General features: G+C 72.8%; 24 protein-coding genes and 1 tRNA gene. 12 read left to right on the forward strand and 13 right to left on the reverse strand.

Going from position 1 to position 25,697, the window contains the following annotated elements; genetic code table 11:
• Positions 1–24 precede the first annotated feature (24 nt).
• The gene (locus ACOOHE_RS12560) at positions 25–729 is read left to right on the forward strand and encodes a hypothetical protein (protein WP_420454426.1); all 705 of its coding nucleotides are present in this window, start codon (positions 25–27) and stop codon (positions 727–729) included.
• Positions 730–775: 46 nt separating this feature from the next.
• On the opposite strand, the gene ACOOHE_RS12565 is transcribed toward ACOOHE_RS12560, so the two are convergent.
• Positions 776–2,107: an alkaline phosphatase gene (locus ACOOHE_RS12565; protein ID WP_420454427.1), complete on the reverse strand. Its 1,332-nt coding sequence runs from the start codon at positions 2,105–2,107 to the stop codon at positions 776–778.
• A gap of 372 nt (positions 2,108–2,479) precedes the next feature.
• Between ACOOHE_RS12565 and mdh the strand changes: the two genes are divergently transcribed.
• Entirely contained in the window at positions 2,480–3,418 is a 939-nt protein-coding gene (gene mdh / locus ACOOHE_RS12570) for a malate dehydrogenase (protein ID WP_420454428.1), read from the forward strand.
• 225 nt (positions 3,419–3,643) lie between these two features.
• On the opposite strand, the gene ACOOHE_RS12575 is transcribed toward mdh, so the two are convergent.
• The gene (locus tag ACOOHE_RS12575; RefSeq protein WP_420454429.1) at positions 3,644–4,615 is read right to left on the reverse strand and encodes a hypothetical protein; all 972 of its coding nucleotides are present in this window, start codon (positions 4,613–4,615) and stop codon (positions 3,644–3,646) included.
• 395 nt (positions 4,616–5,010) lie between these two features.
• Here ACOOHE_RS12575 and ACOOHE_RS12580 point away from each other — a divergent pair, with 395 nt between their 5' ends.
• On the forward strand, positions 5,011–7,203 hold the full coding sequence (locus ACOOHE_RS12580; protein WP_420454430.1) for an amino acid permease: 2,193 nt from the start codon (positions 5,011–5,013) through the stop codon (positions 7,201–7,203).
• A 77-nt stretch (positions 7,204–7,280) separates the two neighbouring features.
• Here ACOOHE_RS12580 and ACOOHE_RS12585 read toward each other — a convergent pair whose 3' ends face one another.
• On the reverse strand, positions 7,281–8,972 hold the full coding sequence (locus tag ACOOHE_RS12585) for a T9SS type A sorting domain-containing protein (protein WP_420454431.1): 1,692 nt from the start codon (positions 8,970–8,972) through the stop codon (positions 7,281–7,283).
• Positions 8,897–9,766, reverse strand: a complete 870-nt coding sequence (locus ACOOHE_RS12590) for a T9SS type A sorting domain-containing protein (RefSeq protein WP_420454432.1) — start codon at positions 9,764–9,766, stop codon at positions 8,897–8,899. The genes ACOOHE_RS12585 and ACOOHE_RS12590 overlap by 76 nt, the downstream gene beginning before the upstream one ends.
• Before the next feature lie 117 nt (positions 9,767–9,883).
• Between ACOOHE_RS12590 and ACOOHE_RS12595 the strand changes: the two genes are divergently transcribed.
• From ACOOHE_RS12595 to mreD, 5 genes are all read left to right on the forward strand, one after another.
• Positions 9,884–10,408: a hypothetical protein gene (locus ACOOHE_RS12595; protein ID WP_420454433.1), complete on the forward strand. Its 525-nt coding sequence runs from the start codon at positions 9,884–9,886 to the stop codon at positions 10,406–10,408.
• Between the two features lie 36 nt (positions 10,409–10,444).
• Positions 10,445–10,984 (forward strand): isopentenyl-diphosphate Delta-isomerase, encoded by a 540-nt coding sequence (gene idi, locus ACOOHE_RS12600; RefSeq protein ID WP_420454434.1) that lies wholly within the window; start codon positions 10,445–10,447, stop codon positions 10,982–10,984.
• 48 nt (positions 10,985–11,032) lie between these two features.
• Positions 11,033–11,278, forward strand: coding sequence for a hypothetical protein (locus ACOOHE_RS12605; RefSeq protein ID WP_420454435.1), 246 nt, complete (start codon positions 11,033–11,035; stop codon positions 11,276–11,278).
• 241 nt (positions 11,279–11,519) lie between these two features.
• Positions 11,520–12,983, forward strand: coding sequence for a D-alanyl-D-alanine carboxypeptidase/D-alanyl-D-alanine endopeptidase (gene dacB / locus ACOOHE_RS12610; RefSeq protein ID WP_420454436.1), 1,464 nt, complete (start codon positions 11,520–11,522; stop codon positions 12,981–12,983).
• Between the two features lie 179 nt (positions 12,984–13,162).
• The gene (gene mreD / locus ACOOHE_RS12615) at positions 13,163–13,636 is read left to right on the forward strand and encodes a rod shape-determining protein MreD (RefSeq protein ID WP_420454437.1); all 474 of its coding nucleotides are present in this window, start codon (positions 13,163–13,165) and stop codon (positions 13,634–13,636) included.
• A 67-nt stretch (positions 13,637–13,703) separates the two neighbouring features.
• On the opposite strand, the gene ACOOHE_RS12620 is transcribed toward mreD, so the two are convergent.
• Together ACOOHE_RS12620 and ACOOHE_RS12625 are read right to left on the reverse strand one after the other, a co-directional pair.
• On the reverse strand, positions 13,704–14,540 hold the full coding sequence (locus ACOOHE_RS12620) for a 2,3,4,5-tetrahydropyridine-2,6-dicarboxylate N-succinyltransferase (protein ID WP_420454438.1): 837 nt from the start codon (positions 14,538–14,540) through the stop codon (positions 13,704–13,706).
• 125 nt (positions 14,541–14,665) lie between these two features.
• The gene (locus ACOOHE_RS12625) at positions 14,666–15,028 is read right to left on the reverse strand and encodes a nuclear transport factor 2 family protein (protein ID WP_420454439.1); all 363 of its coding nucleotides are present in this window, start codon (positions 15,026–15,028) and stop codon (positions 14,666–14,668) included.
• A gap of 400 nt (positions 15,029–15,428) precedes the next feature.
• Between ACOOHE_RS12625 and ACOOHE_RS12630 the strand changes: the two genes are divergently transcribed.
• Positions 15,429–16,594 (forward strand): IS3 family transposase gene (locus ACOOHE_RS12630; protein ID WP_420454139.1). Its coding sequence is split into 2 segments (ribosomal slippage): positions 15,429–15,669 and positions 15,669–16,594, totalling 1,167 coding nucleotides; the frame shifts between segments, so codons are not numbered across the junction.
• Positions 16,595–17,076: 482 nt separating this feature from the next.
• Here the strand turns inward: ACOOHE_RS12630 and dapA are convergent.
• Positions 17,077–18,024, reverse strand: coding sequence for a 4-hydroxy-tetrahydrodipicolinate synthase (dapA, locus tag ACOOHE_RS12635; RefSeq protein WP_420454440.1), 948 nt, complete (start codon positions 18,022–18,024; stop codon positions 17,077–17,079).
• A 102-nt stretch (positions 18,025–18,126) separates the two neighbouring features.
• A complete protein-coding gene (gene dapB, locus ACOOHE_RS12640) occupies positions 18,127–18,876 on the reverse strand; it encodes a 4-hydroxy-tetrahydrodipicolinate reductase (protein WP_420454441.1) in 750 nt (249 codons plus the stop codon).
• A gap of 146 nt (positions 18,877–19,022) precedes the next feature.
• On the opposite strand from dapB, the gene ACOOHE_RS12645 reads away from it, so the two are divergent.
• On the forward strand, positions 19,023–19,451 hold the full coding sequence (locus ACOOHE_RS12645; protein ID WP_420454442.1) for a hypothetical protein: 429 nt from the start codon (positions 19,023–19,025) through the stop codon (positions 19,449–19,451).
• Between the two features lie 32 nt (positions 19,452–19,483).
• Here ACOOHE_RS12645 and thrA read toward each other — a convergent pair whose 3' ends face one another.
• Complete coding sequence (gene thrA / locus ACOOHE_RS12650) at positions 19,484–21,970, reverse strand: bifunctional aspartate kinase/homoserine dehydrogenase I (protein ID WP_420454443.1); 2,487 nt, start codon at positions 21,968–21,970, stop codon at positions 19,484–19,486.
• Between the two features lie 145 nt (positions 21,971–22,115).
• Between thrA and ACOOHE_RS12655 the strand changes: the two genes are divergently transcribed.
• Positions 22,116–22,188, forward strand: a tRNA-Ala gene (locus ACOOHE_RS12655).
• 154 nt (positions 22,189–22,342) lie between these two features.
• On the opposite strand, the gene ACOOHE_RS12660 is transcribed toward ACOOHE_RS12655, so the two are convergent.
• Positions 22,343–22,939, reverse strand: a complete 597-nt coding sequence (locus ACOOHE_RS12660; protein ID WP_420454444.1) for a hypothetical protein — start codon at positions 22,937–22,939, stop codon at positions 22,343–22,345.
• 83 nt (positions 22,940–23,022) lie between these two features.
• The gene (locus tag ACOOHE_RS12665) at positions 23,023–23,289 is read right to left on the reverse strand and encodes a hypothetical protein (protein WP_420454445.1); all 267 of its coding nucleotides are present in this window, start codon (positions 23,287–23,289) and stop codon (positions 23,023–23,025) included.
• A 194-nt stretch (positions 23,290–23,483) separates the two neighbouring features.
• On the opposite strand from ACOOHE_RS12665, the gene ACOOHE_RS12670 reads away from it, so the two are divergent.
• Complete coding sequence (locus ACOOHE_RS12670) at positions 23,484–24,182, forward strand: hypothetical protein (protein ID WP_420454446.1); 699 nt, start codon at positions 23,484–23,486, stop codon at positions 24,180–24,182.
• A 291-nt stretch (positions 24,183–24,473) separates the two neighbouring features.
• Here the strand turns inward: ACOOHE_RS12670 and ACOOHE_RS12675 are convergent, their stop codons facing one another.
• Positions 24,474–24,713, reverse strand: a complete 240-nt coding sequence (locus ACOOHE_RS12675; protein ID WP_420454447.1) for a hypothetical protein — start codon at positions 24,711–24,713, stop codon at positions 24,474–24,476.
• Positions 24,710–25,273, reverse strand: a complete 564-nt coding sequence (locus ACOOHE_RS12680; RefSeq protein ID WP_420454448.1) for a hypothetical protein — start codon at positions 25,271–25,273, stop codon at positions 24,710–24,712. The genes ACOOHE_RS12675 and ACOOHE_RS12680 overlap by 4 nt, the downstream gene beginning before the upstream one ends.
• Positions 25,274–25,697 lie beyond the last annotated feature (424 nt).

Raw genomic sequence — 25,697 nt, forward strand, 5'->3', positions numbered from 1 at the left:
TGCTCCACGACCTCCCCGGACCCGATGCCCCTCTCCCCTCCCCTCGCCGTCGCCCTTCTCGGACTCACCGTCGTGATGGCCGCCGTGTTCGTCCTGGCGGCGCAGGGGCGGACCGGACCTCCGGCGGACCGTCGGCGCGGGCTATGTGGCGGGTTCGCCGTGGCCGCCGTCTACCTGGGCGTTTCGGGCGGCCTCGCCGCGTCCGGCGTCCTCGAAGACGTCGACGCTCGTCCGCCAGCGGTCGGGCTGATGCTGGGGGCGTTCGGCGTGGCGACGGTCGCGCTCGGCCTCTCGCGCGTCGGCGACCGGCTGCTGACGTGGCCGCTGGCGGCGCTCGTCGGGTTTCAGGCGTTCCGGATCGCGGTCGAGGTGTGGCTCGCGGAGGCGTACGACGCCGGCGCGGTTCCGGCCGGGGTCACGGTCCACGGCCACAACTTCGACATCGTGACCGGGCTGACGGCGGCGGCGCTGGGCGTGTGGCTGTGGCGCGGGTCGCCGCCACGGTGGGTCGTGTGGGCGTGGAACGTGCTCGGCCTCGTGCTCCTCGCCGTCGTCGTGGTGACGGCGGCGCTGTCGGCGTTCGGCGTGGTCGAGACCGAGCCGCGGATGACGCTGCCGACGACGTGGCCCGGCGTGTGGCTGCCGGCGTGGCTGGTCCAGCTCGCGCTGCTCGGCCACGTCCTCGTGTTCCGCGCGCTCCGCCGACCGGCCAGGCGCTGGGAGGGGTAGGCGTCCGAGAGGGTCCACTCCCCCCTCCCACACTCCGACCTCGGCGTCAGCGGGCGAGGCCGAGCGCGTCGAAGAGGGCCCGGCCGACGGCGTCGTTCGGCATCCGCCCGTGGAACCACTCGGCGCCGGGCCCGAAGGCGTGGAGCCCGACGTCGACGGCCGTGTGGCCGCCCGTCGTCCAGCCGACGCCGGCGGGCTCGGAGGCCAGGTCGCGGACGAGCGTCGCCAGGGCGACCGGCGCGGCGACGGCCCCACGGAGGGCCTCGGCGGCCCCGTCGGGCAGGGCGTCCAGGCCGAGGCCCCGGCGGACCACCTCGGCTACGTCGTCGCCGGTGGCGATCCGGGCCCGCATCGCCTCGACCGAGGCCGTGGCCGCGAGCAGCGGGGCGGGGTCCCAGGCGTAGATCCCGTCTCTCCCCAACGTCATCCCGCCCGTCTCGTGGTCGGCCGTGGACACGACGAGCGTCCGGCCGTCGCGCGCGGCCCAGTCCAAGACGGCCGCGACGGCGGCGTCGTAGGCCAGGATGTCGCGGAGGTGCGCGGCGGGGTCGTTGGCGTGGCCGGCGTGGTCGATGCGGCTGCCCTCGACCATGAGGAAGAAGCCGCGCTCGCGGCCGTCGGGCGACGCGGCGAGCAGGTCGAGAGCGCGCGTCGCCAACTCGGCCAGCGACGGCTGGTCCGTTTGGTCCCGGTCGATCTCGTAGGCGAGGTGGTCGTCGGCCAGGAGCGCGGCGGCCGGCGTCGCGCCGAGCGCGTCGTAGCCCGCGCGGTCCGTGGCGACGGCCCACCGCCCGCCCATCTCGGCGAGCAGGTCGGCGGGGAAGAACCGGCGGCCCCCGCCGAACAGGACGTCGACGCCGGACGCCGCGAGCTGGCGGGCGATCTCGTCCTCTTGGGCGCGCTGCTCGACGTGGGCCGCGAACGAGGCCGGCGTCGCGTGCGTGATCCGACTCGTGGCCACCAACCCGGTCGCGAGCCCGGCCGCCTCGGCCGCCTCCAGGACCGTCCGGCACGGCGCCCCGTCCGGCCCGACGCCGATGGCCCCGTTGTAGCTCTTGATCCCGCAGGCGTAGGCCGTCGCGCTCGCCGCCGAGTCGGTCACGCGGCTGTCGGTCGCCGACGTCTCGACGGCCCCGACGAGCAGGCTGTCGAACGCGAGCGGGGCGCCCTTGGCCCCAGCGCCGAGCGTGGCCGAGGCCGGCCCGAACCCGTCGGCGATCATCAGGACGACGTTGCGCGGGCCGTCCGTGCCGAGGTCGGGGAGCGCGGGCGGCGTCGCGTCGAGCGTGACGGGCCGCTCGGCGGGGATCGGCGAGACTTGGGCGGACGCGGCGGCGCAAGCGACCAGGGCCAGCGCGAGGAGGAGAAAGCGGAGCATGGAGGAGCGTGGTGGGAGCGATCAGTTGATCGATGTCCCGAGACATCAACCTGTCATCCTGAGCGGAGCGAAGGATCTCAGCGTCGACCGTCGTGCTCTCGACATCGGTGTTCAGGGCTCGATGTCCGAGTCGAGACCCTTCGCTATCGCTCAGGATGACAAGCCCGGGGAGGGTTCTAACCCAGAGGCTACCGTCGAGACGGGCCGGCCGGTTGAACGCGCGTGTAACGCCGGCCGTCTTCGCGACGAATCCGACGCCCTCGGCGGTCTTGGGCCGGGGGCGCCCGCTATGATGAACGCCGTCCCGCCGAACGTCGGCGGAGCGGGCGCGTACGCCCCTCCCTCTTCCCCCATCCCCCTCCCCCCTCAGACATGAAGCTCACCGTGGTAGGCGCGGGCAACGTCGGCGCGACGGTCGCCGAGTGCGTCGCGCGCATGGACATCGTCCAGAACATCGCCCTCATCGACATCAACGCCGGCGTGGCCCAGGGCAAGGCCCTCGACCTCATGGAGGCCGCCCCGATCCACGGGTTCGACACCGTCATCGAGGGCGGCGACGACTACGCGATCACGGCCGGCTCCGACGTGACCGTCATCACGGCCGGGCTCCCCCGCAAGCCGGGGATGAGCCGCGACGACCTGCTCAAGGTCAACTCGGACATCGTGAGCTCGGTCACCCAGAAGGTCGTCGAGCAGTCGCCGGACACGATCCTCATCGTGGTCTCGAACCCGCTCGACGTGATGACCTACGTGGCCTACATGGAGTCGGGCTTCCCCTCGCAACGGGTGATGGGGATGGCCGGCGTGCTCGACACGGCGCGCTACCGGGCGTTCTTGAAGATGGAGCTCGGCGTGTCGGTCCGCGACATCAACGCGATGCTGTTGGGCGGCCACGGCGACTCGATGACGCCGCTCCCCCGGTTCACGACGGTCGGCAGCCGCCCGGTGACGGAGATGATCGACGAGGCGCGCCTGGACGAGATCATCGAGCGGACCAAGGGCGGCGGCGGCGAGATCGTCAAGCTCATGGGCACGAGCGCGTGGTACGCCCCGGGCGCCGGCGCGGCCGAGATGGTCGAGGCCATCGTGAAGGACTCGAACCGCGTGCTCCCGGCCGCGGCCTGGGTCACGGGCCAGTACGGCCTCGAGGACCTGTTCATCGGCGTCCCCGTCCGGCTCGGGCGGAACGGCGTCGAGGAGATCGTCGAGCTCGACCTCAACGAGAAGGAGAAGGCCGACATGCAGAGCTCGGGCGCCCACGTCCGCGAGGTCATCGAGGCCTATCAGAACCTCCCGAAGGACGACGCCTAAGGTCTCTTGCGAGAGCCCCCAGATCTGTCATCCTGAGCGGAGCGAAGGATCTCAGCGCCGAACGCCATGCTCTCGACATCGTCCGTTCGAGGCTTGGTGGTCCGAGTTGAGATCCTTCGCTGGCGCTCAGGATGACAAATGGGGAGGGTGCCACAGCGGGCAGCCTAGCCGCTTCGGCCTTCCGCTCACGGGGCGGCCCCCTTCGCGGGGTCGCCCCGTTTTCGTTCACCGCCGGACGACCGTCGCCGTCGCGGTCCCCACCGGCCCCGTCGCGCGGACGACGTAGAGCCCCGGGGCCCACCGTCCGGCGTCGACCTCAACGCGGTGGCGGCCGGAGCCGAGGGCGACCTCACTCTGCCAGACCCGCCGCCCGAGCGCGTCGAACGCCTCCAGCGCGAGCGTGGCCGGCGCGGGCACGTCGAGCGCGAGCGCCAGCGGGCCCGCTGTCGGGTTCGGGCCGACCGCGAGCGCGAGTCTGCCTGTCTCGGGGCCGTCGTCGGAGGCCACGTCGTACTGCGCGCCCACCTCGTAGATCGTCCCATCGTCGAGAAGGACGCGGGCGTAGGTCAGGCTGCGGGCGCAGCACCCGGAGTCTTCGCCGGCGTATCCGACAGGCGCTGCGTAGATGGGGTACGAGTTGTAGTCGGCGAGCCCGAGCGTGTAGAACACCTTGGAGGCTGAGACCTCAAGCGTCCCCGTCGGATACCCTATCCCGTACGGACCGGAGCCATACCCAAACGGGATCTCCGCGTTGGTCTCCCCACCAACGTAGACGCTGTCTGTAGAGAAGCCGTCGCAAGCGGAGGGTCCGCCGAAGTCGAGCCCGAGCCGGCACGTGATCGGATATTCGGACAACACGGTCCCACCAGCGAACAGCATGACACGTGTCGAGGCCGAGTCGTAGCGGACGAGCAGTCGGGACGGCTCTTTCCAGCCCTCCCAGTCGAAGCCGATCCGGGTCCGCAGTTCGACGAAGTAGCGCTGTCCATCGACCACGGTGTCGCGCACGATCTCGCGCCGGGTATGCCACCCCGCCACCGTCGGCAGCGTGCCGAGGTTGGCGTACTCCCACACGTTGCCGACGGCCAGCGGGTAGTACAGGTGCGGCGGCGTCGGATCCGGAACCGGGTCGTCCTCGGGCTGGGCGCCGGCGGCGGACGCGAGCGAGAGGGCGACGACGAGGGCGAGTCCGCGCATGGCTACGACGGGAGGGTCGATGGAGGATAGGGCGAGCGGCCGGACTCGCCAACCCGAGCCCGTGACGGGGCGAGCGCGCGTGACCTCCCGGACCCCCTGCTTCCCGGCGGGTCGCTGGCGCTCCCGGCTCGGGAAGCTGTCCCCCTTCAAGGGGGACAGTCCGGCCGCCCCGGAGCGAAGCGATGGGCGGGTGGACGGGGGGTCCGTCCTCGTCGTTGCGTCCCGTCCGGCCCGCTCGCGCGCCGCGCGCCGAGCGGAGCGAGCGGAAGCGGGGGCCGGCCGCGCAGAGAGCTCGCGCAGGACCCTCTCCCGTCCCCGTCCGAATCGCCAGCGGGAGGAACGCCCGGGGCCGGACGGCGCTACCATGCCGCCCGCTCCCCGACCCCGTCGACTCCATGGCCGACCGCGAGGCTCCCGCGACGTCCACCGCCCGGTTCGGCACGTTCGCCGGCGTGTTCACGCCGAACGTGCTCACGATCCTGGGCATCATCCTCTTCCTGCGGACCGGGTGGGTCGTGGGCCAGGCCGGGCTGTGGGGCGCGCTCGTCATCATCCTGCTGGCGAACGCGATCTCGTTCCTGACGGGCCTCTCGCTCTCGTCGATCGCCACGAGCATGGACGTCCGGGCCGGGGGCAACTACTACCTCATCTCGCGGTCGCTCGGGCTCGAGATCGGGGGCGCCATCGGGATCCCGCTGTACCTGTCGCAGGCGATCTCGGTGGCCTTCTACATCATCGGGTTCGTCGAGGCCATGTCGGGCGTCCCGGCGATGGCCGCGCTCGACCCCCAGCTCCTGGCCACCGGCGTCGCGCTCGCGTTCGTCGGGATCGCCTACGTCGGGGCCGACTTCGCGCTCAAGATCCAGTTCGGGATCCTGGCCGTGCTCATCGCCGCGCTCGTCTCGTTCTTCGCCGGCGGCTGGGGCGACATCGGGTCCCCGACGACGGCGGCGAGCTACACCGACGGCGTCTCGTTCTGGGTCGTGTTCGCCGTGTTCTTCCCGGCCGTGACCGGCATCGAGGTCGGCATCTCGCTGTCGGGCGACCTCAAGGACCCGTCGCGGAGCATCCCCCGGGGCACGATCGCGTCCATCGTCGTGACGTCGGTCGTCTACATCGCCGCGGCCGTGTGGTTCGCGACCCACTTCACGGCGGAAGAGCTCATCACGAACACGGGCGCGATGGCCGAGCTCGCGGCCGTGCCGATCCTGATCCTGGCCGGCGTCGCCGCGAGCACCCTGTCGAGCGCACTCGGGAGCGTGCTCGCCGCCCCGCGGACGCTGGAGGCCGTGGCCTCCGACCGCGTCGTCCCAAAGTGGATGGCCGGGCGGATGGGGAGCCCGACCGAGCCTCGCGCCGCCGTCCTGCTGACGGGCGCCGTGGCCGTGGCCGTGATCTGGGCCGGCGACATCGACGCCGTGGCCCCGGTCATCACCATGTTCTTCCTCAACACCTACGGGATGGTCAACCTGGTGGCCGCCATCGAGAAGGCCGTCGGGAACCCGAGCTTCCGGCCGACCTTCGCCGTCCGGTGGTTCGTGCCAGCCCTCGGTGCGCTGGGCTGCTACGGGGCCATGTTCCTGATCAACGCGCCGGCGACGGTCGCCGCCATCGTGGTCACGTACGGGATCTACTTCGGGCTCCGGCGCCGCGAGACGGTCAACACCTGGGGCGACGTCCGGAGCGGCGTGTGGACGTCGCTGGCCCGGTTCGCCCTGCTCAAGCTGGAAGGGAAGGTGCCCGACCCGCGCAACTGGCGGCCCAACCTGATGGTGTTCACGGGCCAGCCCCACAACCGCGAGCGCCTGGTCTCGCTCGCCAACTGGCTCAGCCTAGGCCGAGGCGTCGTCACGTTCAGCCAGCTCATCACCGGCGCCATCGACGACCCCAACAAACCGGCGCTCCGGCAGACGGCGCGCGAGCGGATTCGGACCTACATCCGGGAGCACCGAATGGCCGCCTTCGCCGAGGCCCAGATCGTGCCGGACTTCGCCGCGGGCGCCGTCGCCGTGGCCCAGGCGCACGGCGTCGGCCGGCTCGAGTCGAACGCCATCCTCATGGGGTGGAGCGGGACGCCCGGCGGGCGGGCCTTGCTCCTCCGCGTGCTCCGCGACCTCGCCGACCTCGGCAAGGCCGTCCTCTTCCTCCGCGTCGACGACGCCCGGGGGTTCGGCCGGCACCGGACGATCCAGGTGTGGTGGGGCGGGCGCGGCGGCAACGGCGACTTGATGCTGCTCCTGGCCCACCTCGTCCGCCGTCACCGCGACTGGGACCGCGCCTCGCTCCGCGTCATGCGGATGGTCGGCCGGCCCGAGGCCGTCGACCGCGTCCGGGCCGAGACCGAGCGGCTGCTCGACGAGGTCCGCGTCGAGGCCGAGGTCGTCGTCATCGTCCGCGCCGACCGCGACCGCCCGTTCACCGACTTGGTCGCCGAGCACAGCGCCGACGCCGACCTCACCGTCTTGGGGATGCAGCGGCCGGACGCCGGCGAGGCCGAGGCCTACGGGACGGGCCTGGACGAGCTGGCGGCGGCGGCCGGGACGGTCCTCCTCGTCCACAGCGGGGCCCCCGAAGAGGCCACGCTGTAGCCCGAAGAACCGTCTCTCCTATGGCGTCCCCTCTCCCCCGGGGAGAGGGACAGGGTGAGGGGACACCGGAACGAGCACTACCGCCGGACGACCGTCGCCGTCGCACGCCCCATTGGCCCCGTCGCCCGGACGACGTACAGCCCTGGGGCCCACCCGGCGGCGTCGACCTCGACCCGCTGGCGACCCGTACCGAGGACGACCTCACTCTGCCACACCCGGCGGCCGAGCGCGTCGAACACATCGAGAGTCACGGTCGCTGCCGTCGGCACGTCGAGCGCGAGCGCCAGCGGGCCGGTGGCCGGGTTCGGGAAGGCGGAGACGGCGAGCGCGCTGGCTCTGGGGGCATCGTCGGCGGCGACACCGTAGCGCGCGCCGTACTCGCGGACACTCCCGGCCGGATCTACAAGACGGAGGTACGTGATGTCCTCTCTACAAAGGGTGCAGAACGCGAAGTCCCGCTGTGGAAGAGGGCCGACGCCCGCGCCGTACCCCCCCGGATTCCCCGCGTCCGCGAACCCAATCTGGAGTCCGTAGAACCCCTTGGCCGCTGTGATCGGTGCCGGATCGTTCTCGACGCCATCCCACCAATCGCCGACGAAGACCGTCCCGTCCCCGGCCGCACCCAGGACAATCGACGGGACGCTGATCAGGGCTCCGTCGACTCCGCGCCTCTCCTTGCAGCCGATGATCTGGTTAAACGCTGTGTCGAACGGGCACGTGGCGGGGCTGTCCCTGTCTCCGTCCCACCGCATGACCTGGGCAGACGTGGTGTCGAACCGGAGCAACCGGGTCTCGCCCTCGCCCCAGTCATCGATCTCGCCGGAGAGCGTCGAGGGGACTGTGGACGTCCGTTCCACGACGTAGCGGACACCCCCGATCAGCGTGTCCCGCTCGATGGTCCGCCGGGTTCGGGAGGCGTCACCACCGCCCAATCGTCGGATCGACTCCGCCACATACCCCACGTCGAGCGGGTAGTACATGGCGGGGTCCGTCGGGTCCGCCACGGGCACCATCCCGAACTCCCCTTCTGGAGTGCTCGCGTAGACGAGGCGTTCCTCGCCGGCGTCGATGTCCGAGCGGTAGGAATAGACCCTTCCGACGCCAGCCGCGTACTGGACCTCCGTGCCGTCGGCGAAGAGGAACCCCTTGGCCGTCGCCTCGAAGCCCTCTCCGATGAAGAGCCCGGGTGGGACGTACGTCTCGGGTCCGCCGAACACGACGGCTTCGGTCTCGCCGCACGCGACGGGGCGGTCCGCGCTCCCCTCCGCCGGGAAGTCGGCGTCGAGCGGGCAACCATCCGTGACAGCCTCCCCACTTTCGCCGAGGGTGACGACCACGGCGGCATCGGGATCGACCCGGAGGAGAAAACGGGCGGTGTCACGGGGGAGGTCCACGTCGTGGCTCCCGATCACGGTCCGCTCGACGACCGCGAACGGCTCGCCACCGACCGTCGTGTCCCCGATGACCTCTTCTCGGAACGCGGTGCCCCGGTCCCGATCAACGTAGACCCACTCGTTCCCGACGTCCAGCGGGTAGTACTGCTCGGGCGGCGTCGGGTCGGGGACGGGGTCGCCCGTCTGAGCCGAGACGGCCACCGAGGCGAGCAGGACGAAAAGAGCGGGCAGGAAGACAACGCGCATGAGCAGGACCAGCTTGGATTCGCACCTGAATCGAACACAGTGTACGGCGCGAGTTACCGCCGGACCACCGTTGCCGTCGCACTCCCTCTCTCGGTCCGCGCGCGGACGACGTAGAGGCCCGGCGCCCACCTGGCTACGTCGACCTCGACCTGCTGGCGGCCCGCCCCGAGGGCGACCTCACTCTGCCACACCCGGCGGCCGAGCGCGTCGAACGCCTCAAGCGTGACGGTGGCCGGCGCGGGCACGTCGACGGAGAGCGCCAGCGGGCCGGCGGTGGGGTTGGGAAGTGCGGACACGCGGAGGCCCCTCGCCTCGGACGCCCTGTCAGTCGATACGGGGTAGGGCGTTCCGCCCTCGACGGCGCCCACGCGCCAGTAAGTGAGCTCGATCCCGAAGGCCCCACCGTACCGACGCACGAGCCCGACTCCGGCCTCGTAGACCCTGCCTCCATCCGACACCCCGAAGTGCTTCTGATTGTTCTGTAGGTCCTCGACGGCGCCGGAGCAGAGCCCATCTTCGCTGTACGACGAGTTGAACGGTGCGTCGAGTTGACACGTGACGCGCTCCTCCGTCCCGTCGGCCAGGCGTGCGACACCGACAGCCGATGTGGTGTCGAACCGGAGCAGTCGCGTTTCTCTGAGGTCTGTCCAGTACCCCTCGTCATCAAGGTCCCACGTCTTCTCGACGAAGTACTGGACCTCTCCGATAAGCGAGTCTCGGTCGATCTCTCGACGTAGTTGCTCGTGCCTGAAACAGTACCCATTGAAGACCTCCACGCAGTCCTCGTACTCGCGGACGTCGCCGACCGCCAGCGGGAAGTAGAGGTGCGCGGGCGTCGGGTCGGGAATGGGGTCGCCCGTCTGAGCCGAGACGGCCACCGAGGCGAGCAGGACGAAAAGAGCGGGCAGGGAAACAACGCGCATGAGCGGGACCGGCTGAGGATTCGCACCTGAATCACACCGCCAGCAACATAGGGCACGGCGCCGAATGTCTCCTGCGTCCTGTGGGAACGCCGCCCACACCGGCCGCGAACACGGACGGTGCCCTCCGACCTCGCCCTCCGCCGCACGCTCACCGTCCGCTCGCCCGACGACGGGGCCAAGCTCGTCCTGGTCAAAAAGCGCGGCGAGTCCCGCGAGCACGTCCTGATGAAGGCGGCGCTGTGGGTCTTGTACCGGCCCGACTACCCCGACGTCCGCGTCGAGGTGCCCATCGGCGACCCGTTCAAGCCCGACCTCGTCGCGCTGGCGCCGCCGCCCGGCGGGCTGGCCTACGGCGATCCCGAGCCAACCTTTTGGGGCGAGGCCGGCAAGGTGTCGGTCCAGAAGTGGCGGTCGCTGCTCCGGCGGTTCCCCGACACCCACGTCGCGTGGGCGCGGTGGGCCGAGCGGCTCGACCCGCACGCGACCACGATCCGCCGGGCGCTCGGCCGACGGCCCCGGCGCGCGCCCGTCGACCTGGTCCGCGTCCCCGCCGATGTCGAGCGGCACCTCGCGCCCGACGGCACGTTCGACCTTACACCCGCCGACGTCGAGCGCGTCCGCCTCGGCTCCGGGTCTGCCTGACGCGGTGCCCGCCGGCCCGTCCGGATCCTTCCGCCCATGACGCAGCCTGAACACGTCGTCCTCGTGGACCCGGCCGACCGCGAGATCGGGACGGCCGAGAAGCTGGCGGTCCACCGCGACGGCCGGCTCCACCGGGCCGTCTCGGTCTTCCTGTTCGACGACCGGGGCCGGTGGCTCTTGCAGCGCCGGGCCGACGGCAAGTACCACTCGCCGGGGCTGTGGTCGAACACGGCCTGCACGCACCCCCGCCCGGGCGAGACGCCCGACGCCGCGGCCCACCGCCGGCTGGACGAGGAGATGGGCGTCCGGTGCGCCCTGCGGCCCGCGTTCGCCCGGGTCTACCGGGCCGAGCTGGTCGGCCCCGAGCGACTCGTCGAGCACGAGCTCGACCACGTGTTCGTCGGCCGCTTCGAGGGGACGCCGGCTCCGGCGGCGGCCGAGGTGTCGAGCTGGGCCTGGGCCGACGCCCACGTCCTCCGGGCCGACCTCGGCGGGCGGCCCGAGCGCTACACGCCGTGGTTCCGCCTGTTCCGCGACGAGGTCGAGCAGGCCGCGCGCGGGTTCGGCGCGGCGTAACCACTCCGCCGGCCGGTCGTAGCGGGGCGACACACCCCCCGCCGGCCGATGCCCGCCTCTCGCTCCCTCGTCTCCGAGGTCGTCACGTACAACGTCCGCGTGTGGCTGGCCGGTCTGGCCGCCGCCGTCCTGGTCCCGCTGTCGCTGGTGGCCCTGGTCGTCGACCTCGTCACGGGTGGCAAGGACGACCCCGACGCGCTGGCCCGCCGTGTGCTCCAGGCCAGCGCCCGCCTCGAAGCGAGCCTCGACGTCCACGGCGCCCTGACTGACGTCCGCGTGGCCGAGACGGCGTAGGGGGACGGGGGACGGGGGACGGGGGACGGGGGACGGGGGACGGGGGACGGGGGACGGGGGACGGGGGACGGGGGACGGGCAAGATGTCCGTCGCCGGCCGGCCGTGTTGCCGATGGGCTGGAGAGTTGCCCACGAAGTGCCCCCGCCACTCCCCTCTGCCCGTTGCCCCATTCCCCGCGAGCGGAGCGAGCACGACCGCTAGCTTGGGCGCGTTCGTCCCTGCCCCCGCTCGTCCCCCCCGATGACCCGCGCCTGGCCGCTCGCCCTCTCCGCCGTCCTGGCCGTCGCCGCCGTCCTGTGGCTCGCGACGCCATCTCAGGCCGACGCCGACGGCGTCGAGGCCCAGACGCTGGCCGTCATCGACGACATTCTAGCCGACCCCGACCTCCCGTCGGCCATCTGGGGGATCGTCGTCCACGACGCCCGCGACGGGCGCGTGGTCCTGAGCCGGAACGCCGACAAGAACCTGCTGCCGGCCTCGAACCTCAAGCTGTTCACGACCGCCGCCGCGCTCGACCGGCTCGGCCCGACGTTCCGCTACACGACGCGGCTCTACCACCTCGGCGACGTCTCGCCCGACGGCACGCTCCGCGGCGACCTCGTCATCCGGGGCTCGGGCGACCCGACGTTCGGGAGCGAGGGCCAGGGCGACCCGCTGGAGGACTGGGCCCAAGCGCTCGCCGCCGCCGGCGTCCGCCGGATCGACGGGCGCATCGTCGGCGACGACGACGTGTTCGAGGACGCCCGCTACGGCGAGGGCTGGGACGTGACCCACATCGCGACCGAGAGCTACGCGCCGGCCGCGGGCGGGCTCGTCTGGGGCGACAACCTGGTCTCGATCCAGATCGCCGGGACGAGCCCGGGCCAGGCGCCCCGGTTCGAGTCCGACCCGCCCGGGTTCGCGACCGTCACCGGCGACGTCACCACGCGGTCCGGCGGCGGCCGGCTCGACGTCGAGCGGACGCTCGGCACCGACACGTTCGTCCTGCGCGGCGGCGTGCCGAGCGGCTACCGCGGGACGCTGCGCGTGCCCGTCGCCAACCCGACGCTGTTCGCCGTCCACGCCTTCGCGCTCCGGCTCCAGGAGGCCGGCATCGACGTGTCCCGCGCCGCGCGCGTCGACGTCGACGACACCGAGCGGAAGCCGCGCTATGACGACGCCGAGCCGCTCCAGGCGTACGTCTCCCCGACGCTCGACGACATCGTCGAGCGGATCAACAGGGAGAGCGACAACCTCTACGCCGAGCAGGTCTTCCGGACGGTCGGCGGCGGCGACACCGACACGGCCGAGGACCGCGTCCAGGCCTTCGTCACCTCGACCGGCGTCGACGGCGACGACCTCTACCTCGCCGACGGCTCGGGCCTCTCGCGCAAGGACATGGTCACGCCGGCCTCGCTCGCGTCCGTCTTGCGCACGATGCGGACGCACCCGGCCGGCGCGTCCTTCCGGCGGTCGCTCCCCGAGGGCGGCGGCGCCGGCTCGACGCTGCGGAACCGGCTCGACGGCGTCCCGGTCCGCGCCAAGACCGGCTCGCTGCTGGCCGTCCGCTGCCTCGCCGGCTACGTCGACGGGCCGGGCGGGACGCCCTACGTGTTCGTCCTGATGGCCAACAACTACACGACGAGCGGCGGGCGGATCGCCCGGGCCCAGGACGCCATCGTCCGCGCGCTCGCGACGGGCCGGCCGGTCCCGGCGGAGGAATAGGGAACGGGGAACGGGGAGGTGGCCGTCGCCAGAGTCCACCGCAAGCTCGGAGGCCGGAGGTGGCCCAGACCTTTCCCACAGGCGCAGCTCCACCGCTCACCGCCGGGACCGAGCGCGCGGCCGGGGCGTAGGCGCGGACCGGCGTAGCTTCTCCGGTCCCCTCCCCCCCGCCTTTCCGAATGCCGTACGTCCTCCGCCAGGTCGCCGTGGGCCTGGCCGTGGTGCTGCTCCAGTGGCTCCTGAGCAACCTCCGCTTGTGGGACGTCTGGCCCGACGTCGTCCTGCTCTACGTGGCGTACGTCGCGCTCCGGCGTGGGCGCGTGGCTGGGGCCGTGGCCGGGTTCGGGTCCGGGCTCGCGATGGACCTCCTGGTCACGCCCGACGTGCTCGGGATCAACACGGTGCTCAAGACGCTGATGGGGTTCGTGATCGGCCTGTTCCGGTCCGAGCAGGGCGACAACCTCCGGCTGTCGCCGGCCCAGGCGTTCCTGGGCGCCTTGGTGATCGCCGTCGTCCACAACGGGCTCATGACGATCGTGCTCGCGCTTGACCAGAGCACGCGGACGCCGTTCCTCGTCTTCGGCCTGTGGCTCGGCGGCGCGCTGTACACGGCCGTCGTGGCCCTGGCCGGCGCGCTGTTCCGGGTCCGATAGTGGACACGTGAGCCCGTGGACGGGTGGCCACGTGTCCACAGGTCCACAGCCATCACGAGTCCCCCCGCTACCGGAGCGCCTCCTCGAGCGTCGTCGAGGCGTCCGTCGAGGCGTCGCGGTACTTGACGACGCACGGGGCCGAGAGCGAGAGCCCGTGGGCCCGGCCGAACTCGGAGTCGACGGCGCGGGCGCCGGGCACGACGACGGCGCCGGCCGGGATCTCGAGCGGGGCGTCGGCGCCCGACCGCAGGACGGTCTCGTTGGCCAGGTCGTAGACCCGCGTCGACCGCGTCAGGATCACGCCGGCCGCCAGCACGGCCCGCTCCCGCACGACGGTCCCCTCGTAGACGCCGCACCCGCCGCCGACGAACACGTCGTCCTCGATCACGACCGGGGCCGCGCCGATCGGCTCGAGCACGCCGCCGACCTGGGCCGCCGCCGACAGGTGAACGCGCTCGCCGATCTGCCCGCAGCTCCCCACGAGCGCGTGGCTGTCGACCATCGTCCCGGCCCCCACGTAGGCGCCCACGTTGACGTACATCGGCGGCATGCACACGACGCCGGGCGCGAGGTGCGACCCGCGCCGGACCGTCGAGCCGCCGGGCACGATCCGGACGCCGGCCCCGGTCCCGAACCGCTGCACGGGGTAGGTGTCCTTGTCGAAGAACGCGAACCCGCCGCTCGACTGGTCGACGATGGCGCCCAACCGGAACCCGAGCAGGATGCCCCGCTTGACCCAGGCGTTCGCTCGCCACGTCCCGTCGGCGCCGCGCTCGGCCGCCCTCACGTCGCCCGCTTCGAGCGCGTCGAGCAGCCGCTCGAACGCGGCACGGGCGTCGGCCCCGGGCGCCTCGGCGGCGACGAAGCGGTCGATGTCGGACTGGAGAGCGGCGAGGTCGGGCATGGACGGGTGGGGTGCGGGAGGCGGAAGGTGGCCGACGGCGCGGGCCGGCGCAAGGCGTTCACGGAATCCGCCCGGTCCGCTCGGCCGACGCCGAGCTCGCCGCTGGCGCCTCCCCGTCGTCTCCGTCACCCGTCGACGAAGTCGATGATCTCGACCAGGCGGGCCTCCCGGTCGAGCGTCGCCACCATGAGCCCGTCCGTCTCGATCCCGCCCGCGTCGGTCAGCCGCCACCGGACCCGGACCCGGTCGTGGTGGCCGTCCGGTGCCCCGACGAACGAGAACGCCCACCCGACCTGCTCCCGGAACAGGGCCATGAACGACGCGAGCGCGGCTTGTCCCTGGACGGGCTTCTCGGAGTGCGGGTCGATGTAGACCACGCCGGGCGCGGCGGAGGCGTGGACGAGCGACCAGCGCGCGTCGGGGTCGTCGGTGTTCCACGCTTGGGCGTAGCGGCCGAGCGTGGTGTCGAGGTCGGGGCGGAACGCCATGTCGGGGCGGTAGAGAGCGGAGGGTGGAGGGCGGGGCCGAGGGAGCATCGGCCGTTTGGGGGCCGTTCTCTACCCGGGTGGCCATCTATCCCCCGTCCGCCAGCCGGCCCCGGGCCGCCGGCTCCGTCCGCCAGCGGGGCGGTCGGGAAGGTCGCCCGACCAGCGAGGGTATCGGTGGCTTTCTTCACCCCGATGCGCGACCTTCTCGTCTTCCGTCGAGTCGGTGGCAACGTGCCGCCAGGTCTGCGCCGATACCCGTAATCAGTCCCGTCCCTTTGGGGCCATCGTGAGAGTCCTCGTCCTTTGTCTCGTTTTTGCCGGTTGTCGGGCGTATCCCGGTGACCTGGAGTGAACCCGGTACGGTGGACAATCTTCCAGTTGTCCCCAGACCTGAGGTTCTATGCCCCGCACCCGCCCCGCCTACCCGCTCGAGTTCCGCGAGCAGATCGTCGAGCTCCACCACGCAGGCCGCTCCGTCGCCGAGCTCGCGCGCGAGTTCGAGCCGACCGAGCACACGATCCGAGCGTGGATCAAGAAGGCCGACCCGTCTCCGCTCGCCCGAGCCGCTGAGGCCGACCGCGACGAGTTGGACCGGCTCCGCAAGGAGAACCGCAGGCTCCAGCAGGAGCGCGACATCCTCGCAAAAGCCGCGGCTTGGTTCGCTCGGGAGACCGACTCGGTGCCGTCGAGGCCTTCGAGTTCATGAGGGCGCACCAAGCCACCTTCCCCGTCGCCGTCATGGCCGACGTCCTCCGCGTCTCCCGGAGCGGCTACTACGCATGGCGCGACCGCCCACCGTCGGCACGGGCCGAGCGCGACGTCGAGATCGCCGAGGCCATCCGGGCCTCCCACGCGGCTTCCGATGGCTCGTACGGCGCGCTCCGCATCCACGAGGACCTCAAGGAGGCGGGCTTCCGCGTCGGCAAGAAGCGCGTCGCGCGGCTCATGCGCCAGCACGGCATCGTCGGCGTCACCCGGCGCCGAGGCCCCACGACCACGACGCGCACGGCTGGTACGCCGAAGGGGCCGGACCTCGTCGAGCGCGAGTTCACGGCCGACCGGCCCGACGCGCTCTGGGTCGCCGACATCACGTACGTCCCGACGGGCTCGGGCTTCCTCTACCTGGCCGTGGTCCTCGACGTCTTCAGCCGCCGGATCGTCGGCTGGGCGATGGCCGGGCACCTCCGGACGGAGCTCGTGCTGGCGGCCCTCGACATGGCCGTGGCTCAGCGGAAGCCCGACAGCGTCGTCCACCACTCGGATCACGGGTGCCAATACACGTCTCTGGCCTTCGGCGCTCGGTGCCGCGAGGCCGGCGTCCGTCCGTCGCTCGGCAGCATCGGCGACTGCTTCGACAACGCGATGTGCGAGAGCTTCTTCGCGACGCTCGAATGCGAACTGATCGACCGGCGCCGGTGGGCGACGAAGGCTGAGGCTCGGATGGCCCTTTTCCAGTTCATTGAGGGCTGGTACAATCCACGACGCCGCCATTCCGCGCTCGGCTACGACTCTCCGATCGCACACGAGCAGAAACACCACGGGGCGCTCGCCGCCTCATACTCCTAAACCGTCCACCGAAGCGGGTTCACTCCAGCCTGGGATGGTCACATGAAAAAAACATGAGCCTGCCTCCACTCATGTGTTAGCTTGGCAGAGTTCCTCCCACTCTCCCTGGCCTCGAGCAGGCGGAGCACCTCTCTCTCTCCTCTGGTCCGCGTACGTCGGATCGGATACAGATGGGGTTGGTGGTAACCCGGCCGCCGGAGACCGGGCGTTTCCGTCTAGCTACTCTCTTTTAGTTCTCCGGTGCAGGAGTAGTTCGAAGCCGGAGTGGAAGGGCTACCTACAAAGCACGCCCGCTCGGTACTCAATCCGGGCGGGCGTGCTTGGTGTGGTACCGTCTCGTGCGTCGCCGCCGTGGCTCCCCGTCTTGCCTCCCCCCTTAGCTCGGAGGTAAAGCGGATCCGCCAGCGCTCGCGCGAACCGTGTCGCTCAGGCCGCCCGTTTCACCAACGGCTGCGGCGCCGACCGCTGACGCGCTTCGCCCTTCACCCTCCCCCCTCCACCCGGCCGGCCTCGATGAGGTCCGCATAGGCCGCGAGGACGCGGTCGGCGACGGCGGGCGTGAGCGGGGCGAGGGGCAGGCGGAGCGCTGGCGACATCCGGCCCTGGGCCGCGAGCACGGCCTTGAGCGGGGCCGGGTTGGACTCGAAAAAGCTCGCCCGCATCGCGTCGAGCAGGCCGTAGTGGAGCCTCCGCGCGCCGGCCACGTCGTCCTCCAGCGCCCGGCGGATCATCTCGGCGACGGGCCCGGGCGCGGCGTTCGCGATCACCGACACGAGCCCGTCGGCGCCGAGGGCGACCGTCGGGAGCGCGAGGGCGTCGTCGCCCGAGTAGACCGCGACGCCGTCGGGCGCCCCGTCGATCACGTCGGCGATCTGGCCCAAGTCGCCCGAGGCCTCCTTGACGCCGACCACGCTCGGGACCGCCTCGATGACCGCGAGCGTGGTCTCGGCCGTCAGGTTCGAGCCGGTCCGCCCGGGCACGTTGTAGAGGACGATGGGGCAGTCGGTCGCGTCGGCGATGGCGGCGACGTGGCCGCGCACGCCGGCCGGCGTCGGCTTGTTGTAGTACGGCCCGACGACGAGCAGCCCGTCGGCCCCGGCGTGGGCGGCCTGGCGCGAGTAGGCCACGCTGTGGGCCGTGCTGTTGGTCCCCGTCCCGACGACGACGGGCACGCGGCCGGCCGTGTGCTCGAGCACCACGTCGACCAGCCGTCGGCGCTCGTCGTCGGTCACGGTCGGGTTCTCGCCGGTCGTCCCGAGCACGACGAGCGCCTCGACGCCGTCGAACGGCTCGCCCTCGAACGGGCTCCCCCCGATCTGGAAGTCGACGAGGGCGCGGACGGCGGCTTCGTCGAGCCGGTCGTCGGGCGTGAACGGCGTGACGAGGGCCGGGGCGGTGCCCCGAAAAACGGGCTGGCGGACGGGACCCATGGCTCGGGGGAACGGGGGGCTATGGGGACTCGGGACGGGGGCGGAAGATCCGCACGCCCACTCGCCGCCTCCCCCCTCCTCGCACCTCCAGTCCCCGGTCCCTCAGTCCCCGGTCCCCAGCTCCTCCTCCAGCATGTCGTCCAACGTGAACAGGCCTTGGCGCCCGGCGACCCACTCGGCCGCGCGGACGGCGCCGAGCGCGAACGCCCGCCGGCTCTTGGCCGTGTGGACGACCCGGATCTGGTCGACGTCGCTGTCGAGCGTCACGGTGTGCTCGCCGAGGACGGCCCCGACGCGCTGGCTCGTGACGTGGAGCGCGGCCGGGTCGATGGCGCCATGCTGGGTCTCGGGCTCGATACGTGTCTTGCGGCCGAGCCCCGCCAGCAGCTCCTCGGCCAGCCGGAGCGCCGTCCCGCTGGGGCTGTCGACCTTGCCCGTGTGGTGGGCCTCGTGGACGGCCACGTCGTACTCGTCGAGCCGGTCGAGCAGCGGGAGCAGCCCGGCGACGGCGCGCGAGACGAGCGCCAGCCCGAGCGAGAAGTTGGGCGCCCACAGCAGCCCGCTCTGCCCCTCCTCGACCCACTCGCGGACCGTGGGCAGGTCGTCGGTCCACCCCGTCGTCCCGACCACGGCGTCGACGCCCCAGAAGGCGTAGCGGTGGATCTGGTCGAGGGCCACGTCGGGGACCGAGAAGTCGACGACGACGTCGGCCCCGCCGAGGGCGGAGGCGTCGCGGGCGTCCAAGAGCGGGGTCTCGGCGTCGAAGCGAGCGGAGATCGTGTGGCCGCGCTCGACGGCGACGGCCTCGACGGCCTGCCCCATCCGTCCGGTGCCGACCAAGGCGATGCGCATGTGTGCGAGGGGGAGCGGTCCCGGCGGGTCCGGGGCTGACCAAGCTACCGTCCCGGCTCGAACCCGGTGCCCCCGCGGGTGCTTCCGAAAAGGACTGGACGTGGGGCCGCGGTCGCCGCACCTTCCGGCCGTCTCCCCGCCTCGCGATGGTCCGCCTCCTCCCCCTCGCCTTGCTGGCCCTCGCCCTCGGCGCGTGCGACGCCACCGAGGAACGCCCGCCCCGCACCGTCCCGGCCGACACCCTGTTCACCCTGACCTACCGCATCCAGCCGACCGACCAAGCCGGGGCGCCGGCGGTCGACGTCATCCGCTACACCGGCCTCGACGGCGACGTCGGGACGTTGCAGAACGTCGGGCTCCCGTGGACCATCTCCATCCGGGCGCCGAGGGCGGTCGACCGGACCTACTCGCTCGAGGCCGAGGTCACCGTCGGCGGCGACGTGACGGGCATGGTGGCCCGGATGTTCGTCGACGGCGAGCCGGTCTCGGAGGGGGTCGTCCCCGGCGAGCCCGGCGGCTTCAACCGGACGCGGACGGCGCGGGCGACCTACCGCCACAGGCCGTCGGGCCGGTAGGTCCAGGCGGCGCTGGCCCCCTGCCCGGTCCGCTACCGCATCGCCTCGGCCGCGCGGACGACGTCGGCCAGAACGACGGCGGCCGTGACGTCGGCGCTGGCGCCGGGGCCCTGGAAAAAGATGGGGTGGTCGCCGGTCCGCTCGGTCCGGACGACGACGGCGATCTCGGAGCCTCGCAGGCCGGCCAGCAGCGCGCCGGGCTCCGCGCGGACGGCCTCGACGCCGGCCCGGATCGTCCCGTCGGCGCCGAGCCGGGCGACGTACTGGAGCGGGTCGGCGGCGTCGTCGAGGCGCTGGCGCCAGCCGGCGTCCGCCTGGGGCAGCCGCTCCCAGAACGTGTCGAGCCCGACGTCCTCCAAGGCCGGCGGGACCAGGCTCTCGACGGCCACGGTGGCCGCGCTGACCTCGCCCGCCAGCCCCTCCCCTCCGGGGCCGACCTCGCGGGCGAGCAGCGCCAGCTTGCGGGCCACGTCGCGGCCCGACAGGTCGTCGCGGACGTCGGGCTCGGTCAGGCCCGCGTCGCGCGCGGCACGGACGGCGTCGGAGAACGCGGCCCCCGCGCGCATCCGGTTCATCACGAACGACAGCGTCCCCGAGAGCACGCCCTCGATCTCGCGCACGCGGTCGCCGGTGCGCACCAGGTCGCGGAGCCGGCCGACGATGCCGAGCCCGGCGCCGACCGACGACTCGTAGAGGTAGGGCGCCTCGCCCGCGCGCGCCGCCCGATGCGTCTCGGTCCACGCGGCGGCCGACCGCCCCGTCGCCTCCTTGTTCGGCGTGACCACGGCGACGCCGGCCCGGAGCCAGCCGGCGTGGCGGGCGGCGACGGACGCGCTCGGCGTGGCGTCGACGACGACCAGCCGCTCCAGGCGGGCGCCGACGATCCGGGCCGAGAGCGCGTCGAGATCCGTCGGCACGCCCTCGTCGAGCCGGTCGGCGGCCGTGACCGGGTCGAGGCCGGCCGGGCCCCACACGAGCCGGCGGCTGTCGGCGACGCCGACGAGGACCAGGTTCAGCCCCGCGTCGAGCAGCCCGGCCCGCTGGGCGTCGAGGAGCGCGAGCAACCGGCGCCCCAGCGTCCCCGCCCCGACCACGACGACGTGGGCCCGCAGGCGCCGCATCGCGAACGCCTCGTGGAGCGCGCCGACCGCGAGCGCCGCCTCGGCGTCGGCGACGACGGCCGAGATCGTGTGGTCGCCCCCGCCCTGGGCGACCGCGCGAACGTTGACGTGAGCGCGCGCGAGCGTCGCGAAAAAGCGGCCGGCCAGCCCCGCCGCCTGGTGCATTCCTGAGCCGACGGCGGCCACGACGGCGCCGCCCGGCTCGGCCCGGATCGCGCGGAGGTCGCCCCGCTCGAGCTCGCGCGCGAGGGCCCGCTCCAGCAGGCGGACCGCCGCGTCGGCGTCGGCCTGGCGGACGGCCAGCCCGATGCTGCCTTCGGCCGAGGCCTGGGCCACGAGGGAGACCGGCACGCCGGCGTCGGCGAGCGGCCCGAACAGGCGCCGCGCCAGCTCCGGCACCTCCAGCACCGACACGCCCTCGACCCGGATCAGCACGGCGTCGCGGATGGCGGTCACAGCCCGGATTGCCGGCGCCACGCCGGGCTCGGGCGGCCCGATCTCCGTCCCCGGCGCCTCGGGCCGCAGCGTGTTCTTGATCCGGAGCGGGATGCCGGCCCGGACGAGCGGCCGCATGGTCCGGGGGTGGAGCACCTTGGCCCCGAAGTGGGCCAGCTCGGCGGCCTCCTGGTAGCTCAGGCGCGGCAGCGAGAACGCCTCGGGCACCACGCGCGGGTCGGCCGAGAGCACGCCGTCGACGTCGGTCCAGATCACGCACTCGGCGGCGTCGAGCGCGCCGGCCAGGATCGTCGCCGTGTAGTCGCTCCCCGAGCGGCCCAGCGTCGTCGTGACGCCGTCGGCGGTCGAGGCCACGAACCCGGTCACGACGGCGACGGCGTCGGGCGGGACCTCGGCCAGGGCCGCCCGCGTCAGCCGCCTCGTCTCCTCTGGGTCGACGGCGGCCTCGCCGAAGGCGTCGTCGGTGCGGACGAACGACACGGCGTCGAGGGCCACCGCGTCGTGGCCGGCGGCCCGGAACGCGGCGGCCACGACCGGCACCGACGCCCGCTCGCCCGCCGACACGATGGCGTCGCGGAACCGGGCGTCGCACTGGCGCAGGAGGTAGACGCCGTAGAGCAGCTCGCCGACCTCGGAAAAGAGGGCGCCGAGCCGGGCCCGGAGCGCGTCCCGCTCGTCCGGGTCCGCCAGCGCGGAGACCGCCCCGTCGTGCCGCTCGCGCACCTCGGCCAGGATCGCCCGGTGCTCGCCGGTCCGCCCGACGGCCGCCTCGATGGCCGCCAGCAACCGGTCGGTCACGCCCCCGAACGCGGACGAGACCACGACGCGGCGCGAGCCCGCCGTCTCGTCCCCGGTCGCCAGCGCGACGACGCGCCGGACGCGGTCGGGCGTCCCGACGGAGGTGCCGCCGAACTTGGCGACGTGGATCGGGCGGTCGGGCACGGGGCTCGGGGGGAGACGTCTGAAGCTAGGGGCCTCGGTAGCGGGTGGCGACGCGGCGTCCGGCATCTTCGCGTCCGCTCCATTGACCGGCCGGAGACGCCCCCCCTATCTTGGCCGCCCGTCGCAGCGATTGCGGCGACCTGTCGGGGCCTTAGCTCAGTTGGTAGAGCGCCTCAATGGCATTGAGGAGGTCAGCGGTTCGAATCCGCTAGGCTCCACACCCCGAGAACCGGCCTTCCCAACAGCGGGAGGGCCGGTTTTTCGATTCTGGCCGTCGCGTACCATACGCCCGTCTCGGGACCGAGTACGGCACATGTACGGCAAACTGACGCGCTGACATGCCCCTCGGTGCGCCCCGAGAGGTGTCCCCCGTCAGGCCGTCGGCGCCGCTTCGAGTTCCGCGTCGAGCGCGAGCGGGAGGTCGAGACGGCCGAGCGCTACGACGGCGACGAGCTCGGCGAACGGCCCGTGCCGGAGCTCGCCGGCCGCGCAGAGGTCGCAGTCGAGTGGGCGGTCGCGGAGCCCGACCGGCCCAAGCGCGAGGGCGTCGGGGTCCACCGGGAGCCGGAGGTTCGGCCCGCGCGCGTCGGCGTCGCCGACGACGTGGACCGCGAGCGCGTCGGGGTCGGCCTCGATCTGGCGCCCGGTCGGGACGTGAACGGGACGGCCGCCCGTCCGGTACCGCCCTGCGACGAGGGCGAGGTCGCCCCGGTCCGTGGCGACGGCGCCCGCCAGCGCGACGAGCGCGTGATCGACGTCGAGCGGGAACGCTCGGGCACCGTCGTCGTCGGTGACGGCGGCGTCGTACGCCTTCGCAGCGTCGAGCAGCGCGCGGGCAGCGGCGTCGAGCGCATGGCCGGCCTCGACCATGTGGGGCGGCTCCGGGGCAGACGTGGAGGGCACGGCGGCAGCGATGGGGCGCGAGGGCACGTTGAGGCCGGCGGCGGGGGAGGTGAGTACGTTGGGCATAGCAGTGGCCTTGCGGCTTGAGGTTGGAAGGTGACTGCGAGCGGCCGGGCGGGCAGTTGCGTTGCTCCCCGGCCGCGATCCGTTCAGCCCTCGGCCTTGCGGAGCCGGTAGAGCGGCCCGTCGAGGTCGTAGCCCCCGAACTCCCGGACGAGCGCCCGACGCACGGCGTGGCCGCGGTCCGGGTACTTCGCCGGGTCCAGCGCCATCGTGACGGCGCTCGGGTTCTTCCCGATCCGCCGCGCGGCCTCCGACTGCGAGACCCCGGCAGCGTCGAGCGCAGCGGCAGCGGCCTCGGCGAGCTCGGTCTCGGTGACGAGCCGGCCGGCGCGGAGCGGAGAGGACGGGGACATTGGGCAGGACTCTGAGGATCGACGGACTTAACGGAGCACGTGAACATTCGTTCCCGTCATTCGTGAAAATACCTGAGCCAGGACGGAACTAAAATTCACGTATAACGTGAAAGCTCTAGATGGGGGACGCACCCCCCCGCCGCCGGGCCAGCTCGCGGCCCGATCCAACCTCACCGCCCACCGGGCACCCTCCCATGACCACGACCCGAGCCACCCTCGCCAACTCCGTCCGCGCCCTCACCATGCACGAGGCCCACGCCTCGGCCCGTGCGCTCCGCCAGCGCTACCCGTCTGAGAGCTACCGGGTTTGTCTATCGGCCGCGCTCCGGGGGGTCCACGCGCGTGTTCGCCGGTGCCCGCTCCCGGCCCTCCGTGAGCAGGCCGTCGCGTGGGCCGAGTGCGCCCGCGCCACCGGGGCCCGGCTCGACGTGGCCCGCAAGGCTGCCGACGCCCTCGTTTTCTCGGCCTCGCACGACCTCGCCAGCCTCGCCGTCCCGTCGAAGCTCACCGGCACGTCGTCGTACCAGGATGCCGCCGCAGCCGTCGGCGCTCGCCTCGACGCGCGGGGTGGATGGGTCCTCACCGAGCACGACGGGCCGACGGTCTACGCACTCGGCCTCCGCCTTGGCGACGTCCAGCCGAAGCACGCGCAGACGTGGCTCCCGGTGCTCCGGCAGAGCCGGCCGGTCCGGCTCGCAGTGATCGCGGTCACGGGTGGAGACCCGTACGTGACGCCGGGCGGCGACGTGAAGCGCAAGACGCGCGGGGTCAACGTCGCCTTCGAGGTCGGGGCCGCCGCGCTCGACTGGCGGGCGGCGCGCGCCGAGGCGGAGCAACAAGGGCGGCCGGAGACGGCGGCCGAGCTTCAGGCGCTCCTCGCCGACCTGTTCTGAGGCCACTCGGTCGGCGCTCCCGGTGCCCTCGGCCGGGAGTGCAGCCGACGGTTTTTGTCCTGACGAGAACATTACTTGCCAGGACACCCCGCCCACTGCCCGACGGCCCCGCGAGCTTCACGTCCGAAACGTTCCGGCCCCGAGAGCCGGCGCCCGCATGGCCGTCAGGCGGTTCCCGATGAACCCGGCGAGTTTGGCGACAGCACCGGACCTACACCCGAGGGGCCTACACTTTACTCGTCCCCTCGGGGGAGCGGGGTTCAGTCTACGCACCGCACCGTCAGAGGCTCCTCAGAACGGCCGGGCTTCGGCTCGGACCACGTAGACGCCCGAGCGCCCGACGACGACCTCGGCGGCCGTCAGTGCGTCGAGTACGGCACCCACGTCGAGGCCGTCGGCCCCGGCCACGCCGAGCGCGCGGACCTCGGCGAGCGCGTCGAGCACGTCGGATGCCGTGAACGTCGCGGGCGGGTCGGGCAGTCGGTCGAGCACGTGGACGACGGTTGGCGGGAGCGAGGTGAACGACGTCATGGCCTGGGGTGTCGGTCCGTCCGCGAGAGGATGTAGGCGGCATCCTCAGGGTGCTCTCTCTCGAAATCGTCGGCCCACGTGGCGGCCTCGTGTGCCCCGCCATGACGCTTCGCCACCGTGACCAGCGAGGGCCGGTCGGCCAGAGCGAACGGTCGGTCGAAGCTAGGCCGGTGCCGGCCGTAGTCCTCCGGCACGGGCTCGGCGACGAGTCCCCGGAGCCAGTTCGCTCGGTAGAACGCACGGCGCGGCGAGTGCGGCAGGGCCGAGCGCCAGCTCTCCACCTCGGCGTCGAGTCGGCTGGCCGCCCGCTCCTCTTCGGCTTCCCAGAGCGAGGCAACGTAGTCGTCCGTCTCGGTCACGCGTCCCTCTGCCAGCAGGGTACTGTACGACGGACCTGGGGGCCGGGTCGGGTCGGGGCCGCGCCAGTCGCCCGGGTCCAGCCCGCAGATCACCGCGCAGTTGAGCAGGACCCCGACGGCCTCACGGTCCTCGGCGGAGTCGACCACGTACCCCGTCGGGCGGGTCCCCTCCAGCTTCTTCAGTCGGGCGTGCAGGTTCATGGGAGTCTGGGCTACGCCGCCTCGGCGGTAAGGGTCGAAGCTTCGAGGTCCGTCAGCCGGGCTTCCAGCTCGCCGACCTCGACCACCTTCACGTAGGCCCCGCACGCCTGGACGAGCGCGTGCGTCGCCTTCAGCGCGGTGCCGGCGTCGTCGGCCTGGGTCAGGGGACTTGTAGACCTCAGCGTGCACCGCCCTCATCCAGCCATCGAGGCCAGCGTCAGGGAGGGCTCCAGCGGTGGCGAGTGCGAGCTCGTCAACGCCTCGTTGGAGGGTGGTACGAAGGTCGTCGGATAAGCTGACGAGGAGGGCACGGCCGGACAGGCTGACCCCTCCGTCCGGGCGCGTCACCTCCGCTGCGAGTTCGCGGTACGGCTCGCTACCGTGCCCCGCGCTCCCCACGTCGGCGCGAACGCCGTACAGGTAC

It is taken from the genome of Rubrivirga sp. (genome assembly GCF_965213695.1).
GTDB lineage: Bacteria > Bacteroidota > Rhodothermia > Rhodothermales > Rubricoccaceae > Rubrivirga.

Coding starts and splice junctions, on each gene's coding strand:
- ACOOHE_RS12560 (WP_420454426.1), top strand. CDS start 25: ATGCCCCTCTCCCCTCCCCTCGCCGTCGCCCTTCTCGGACTCACCGTC.
- ACOOHE_RS12565 (WP_420454427.1), bottom strand. CDS start 2,107: ATGCTCCGCTTTCTCCTCCTCGCGCTGGCCCTGGTCGCTTGCGCCGCC.
- mdh (WP_420454428.1), top strand. CDS start 2,480: ATGAAGCTCACCGTGGTAGGCGCGGGCAACGTCGGCGCGACGGTCGCC.
- ACOOHE_RS12575 (WP_420454429.1), bottom strand. CDS start 4,615: ATGCGCGGACTCGCCCTCGTCGTCGCCCTCTCGCTCGCGTCCGCCGCC.
- ACOOHE_RS12580 (WP_420454430.1), top strand. CDS start 5,011: ATGGCCGACCGCGAGGCTCCCGCGACGTCCACCGCCCGGTTCGGCACG.
- ACOOHE_RS12590 (WP_420454432.1), bottom strand. CDS start 9,766: ATGCGCGTTGTTTCCCTGCCCGCTCTTTTCGTCCTGCTCGCCTCGGTG.
- idi (WP_420454434.1), top strand. CDS start 10,445: ATGACGCAGCCTGAACACGTCGTCCTCGTGGACCCGGCCGACCGCGAG.
- ACOOHE_RS12605 (WP_420454435.1), top strand. CDS start 11,033: ATGCCCGCCTCTCGCTCCCTCGTCTCCGAGGTCGTCACGTACAACGTC.
- dacB (WP_420454436.1), top strand. CDS start 11,520: ATGACCCGCGCCTGGCCGCTCGCCCTCTCCGCCGTCCTGGCCGTCGCC.
- mreD (WP_420454437.1), top strand. CDS start 13,163: ATGCCGTACGTCCTCCGCCAGGTCGCCGTGGGCCTGGCCGTGGTGCTG.
- ACOOHE_RS12620 (WP_420454438.1), bottom strand. CDS start 14,540: ATGCCCGACCTCGCCGCTCTCCAGTCCGACATCGACCGCTTCGTCGCC.
- ACOOHE_RS12625 (WP_420454439.1), bottom strand. CDS start 15,028: ATGGCGTTCCGCCCCGACCTCGACACCACGCTCGGCCGCTACGCCCAA.
- dapA (WP_420454440.1), bottom strand. CDS start 18,024: ATGGGTCCCGTCCGCCAGCCCGTTTTTCGGGGCACCGCCCCGGCCCTC.
- dapB (WP_420454441.1), bottom strand. CDS start 18,876: ATGCGCATCGCCTTGGTCGGCACCGGACGGATGGGGCAGGCCGTCGAG.
- ACOOHE_RS12645 (WP_420454442.1), top strand. CDS start 19,023: ATGGTCCGCCTCCTCCCCCTCGCCTTGCTGGCCCTCGCCCTCGGCGCG.
- ACOOHE_RS12660 (WP_420454444.1), bottom strand. CDS start 22,939: ATGCCCAACGTACTCACCTCCCCCGCCGCCGGCCTCAACGTGCCCTCG.
- ACOOHE_RS12665 (WP_420454445.1), bottom strand. CDS start 23,289: ATGTCCCCGTCCTCTCCGCTCCGCGCCGGCCGGCTCGTCACCGAGACC.
- ACOOHE_RS12670 (WP_420454446.1), top strand. CDS start 23,484: ATGACCACGACCCGAGCCACCCTCGCCAACTCCGTCCGCGCCCTCACC.
- ACOOHE_RS12675 (WP_420454447.1), bottom strand. CDS start 24,713: ATGACGTCGTTCACCTCGCTCCCGCCAACCGTCGTCCACGTGCTCGAC.
- ACOOHE_RS12680 (WP_420454448.1), bottom strand. CDS start 25,273: ATGAACCTGCACGCCCGACTGAAGAAGCTGGAGGGGACCCGCCCGACG.